The sequence below is a fragment of the Longimicrobium sp. genome (assembly GCA_036389135.1).
Taxonomy (GTDB): Bacteria; Gemmatimonadota; Gemmatimonadetes; order Longimicrobiales; family Longimicrobiaceae; genus Longimicrobium.
Genome location: DASVQP010000131.1, coordinates 1 through 1,571, shown reverse-complemented (window position 1 = coordinate 1,571; position 1,571 = coordinate 1). Strand labels below are relative to the sequence as shown.

The 1,571-nt window shown below is 66.2% G+C and carries 1 protein-coding gene; it reads left to right on the top strand.

What is annotated here, in order from left to right; translation table 11 throughout:
* The first annotated feature begins 118 nt into the window (after positions 1–118).
* Positions 119–1,279 (top strand): IS110 family transposase, encoded by a 1,161-nt coding sequence (locus tag VF584_26860; GenBank protein ID HEX8213817.1) that lies wholly within the window; start codon positions 119–121, stop codon positions 1,277–1,279.
* The last annotated feature ends 292 nt before the right edge of the window (positions 1,280–1,571 follow it).

Here is a 1,571-nt window from a genome sequence, read left to right as displayed (position 1 = left end):
GTAGAATAAATGGAAGGGCTGGCCCCCTGGTTCAACGTGGATTAATGATCCCCGTGCGAACGCAGGAGCATCAGAGCCACATGCGGCCGAGGCCGCATTCGGACAGGAGACCAGCCCTATGCATCAGATTATCTGGCTCGGGATGGATGTACACAAGGACTCGATCACGATCGCGGTGTACGTGGGTGCCGCGGAGCGGCCCAAGGAGGTCACGCGCTTGCCCAACGATCCCGTGAAGCTGCGGCGCTTCCTCGCGCGGCAGGCGGAGCAGGGTGAGATCCGCGCCTGCTACGAGGCGAGTGGAGCGGGGTTCGTGATCCAGCGGTCGATGAAGGAGTGGGGATACGCGTGCCAGGTGATCGCGCCGTCGCTGATTCCGCAGCGCCCGGGCAAGCACCGCAAGCACGACCGGTACGATGCAACCGAGTTGGGCCAGCAGTACCGTGCGGGGCAGCTGGTCGTGGTGCGCGTGCCGAGCGAGGCGGAGGAACGGGTGCGCGACGTGGTCCGCTGCCGCGAACGCTTCCAGAAGGAGATCCTGCAGACGCGGCACAGCGTGCTCAAGTTCCTGGCGCGCCGCGGGCGGGTCTACCGCGAGGGGAAGAACTGGACGAAGCGGCACTGGGAGTGGCTGCGCAGACTGCTGCGCCCGGGCGAGCTCGCGGCGGAGGACCACCTGGTCCTGTCGGAGTACATCGGGCTGCTGGAGTACAAGATCGGCCGGCGCGACGAGCTGGACCTGTGGATCGAAGACCAGGCGCTGAAGCCATACTACCGGGAGCGGGTGGGGGCGCTGAAGTGCTTCCGGGGGATCGACGTCCATGGCGGGATGGTGATGGCGAGCGAGATCGGTGATTTCCGCCGCTTCGGCAAGCCCGAGGCGCTGATGAGCTTCGTGGGCTTGATCCCGCGGGAGAACTCCTCGGGGGAGCGGCACCGGCGAGGCAGCATCACGAAAGCGGGGAACAGCCACTGCCGGCACGTGCTGGTGCAGGCGGCTTGGAGCTACTGCCGGCCTCCCACAGTGGGGGCGGCGCTGAAGAAGAGGCAGCAGGGGGCCTCCGCGACGCTGGTGGCGCACTCGTGGAAAGCCCAGCACCGGCTCCACAAGGTATGGAAGCGGGTCTCGGCCCGGCGCGGGAGCAACATCGCGGTGGTGGCCGTGGCCCGGGAGCTCGTCGGCTTCATCTGGGCGGCGATGCAAGAGGTCGAACTGAGCACTGAGGAGCAGCAGGTCCGGGAGGAAACGGTCGGCAAGCCACTGAGCTCAGCCGCCTGAAGGCATAAAGGAGTTTAGATCGGAGGGGAGGGACGACCCCCAAGGCACGACCGGAGAACGCCCGTTGCCCCTATGCGGGTAGGCGATGCCGAACCCCGCGCCACGTAGAACGCGGCAAGCTCCAGACGGATCCGAATTCGTACCCGCTCTGGGTCGAAAGACCTAACCGGCGCATATCAGGCGGATTCATCGTCGTTTTGGCCTTGGGGGCGCCCCTCCTACCATATCGTGGCGGCGCGTAGAAGGTTGCCACACGCACCTTGACACGGGTGCCCTTCCATATCAGGGGCAG

Excerpts from the sequence above, each read along its gene's own strand:
- VF584_26860 (HEX8213817.1), top strand. The coding sequence starts at position 119 with ATGCATCAGATTATCTGGCTCGGGATGGATGTACACAAGGACTCGATC.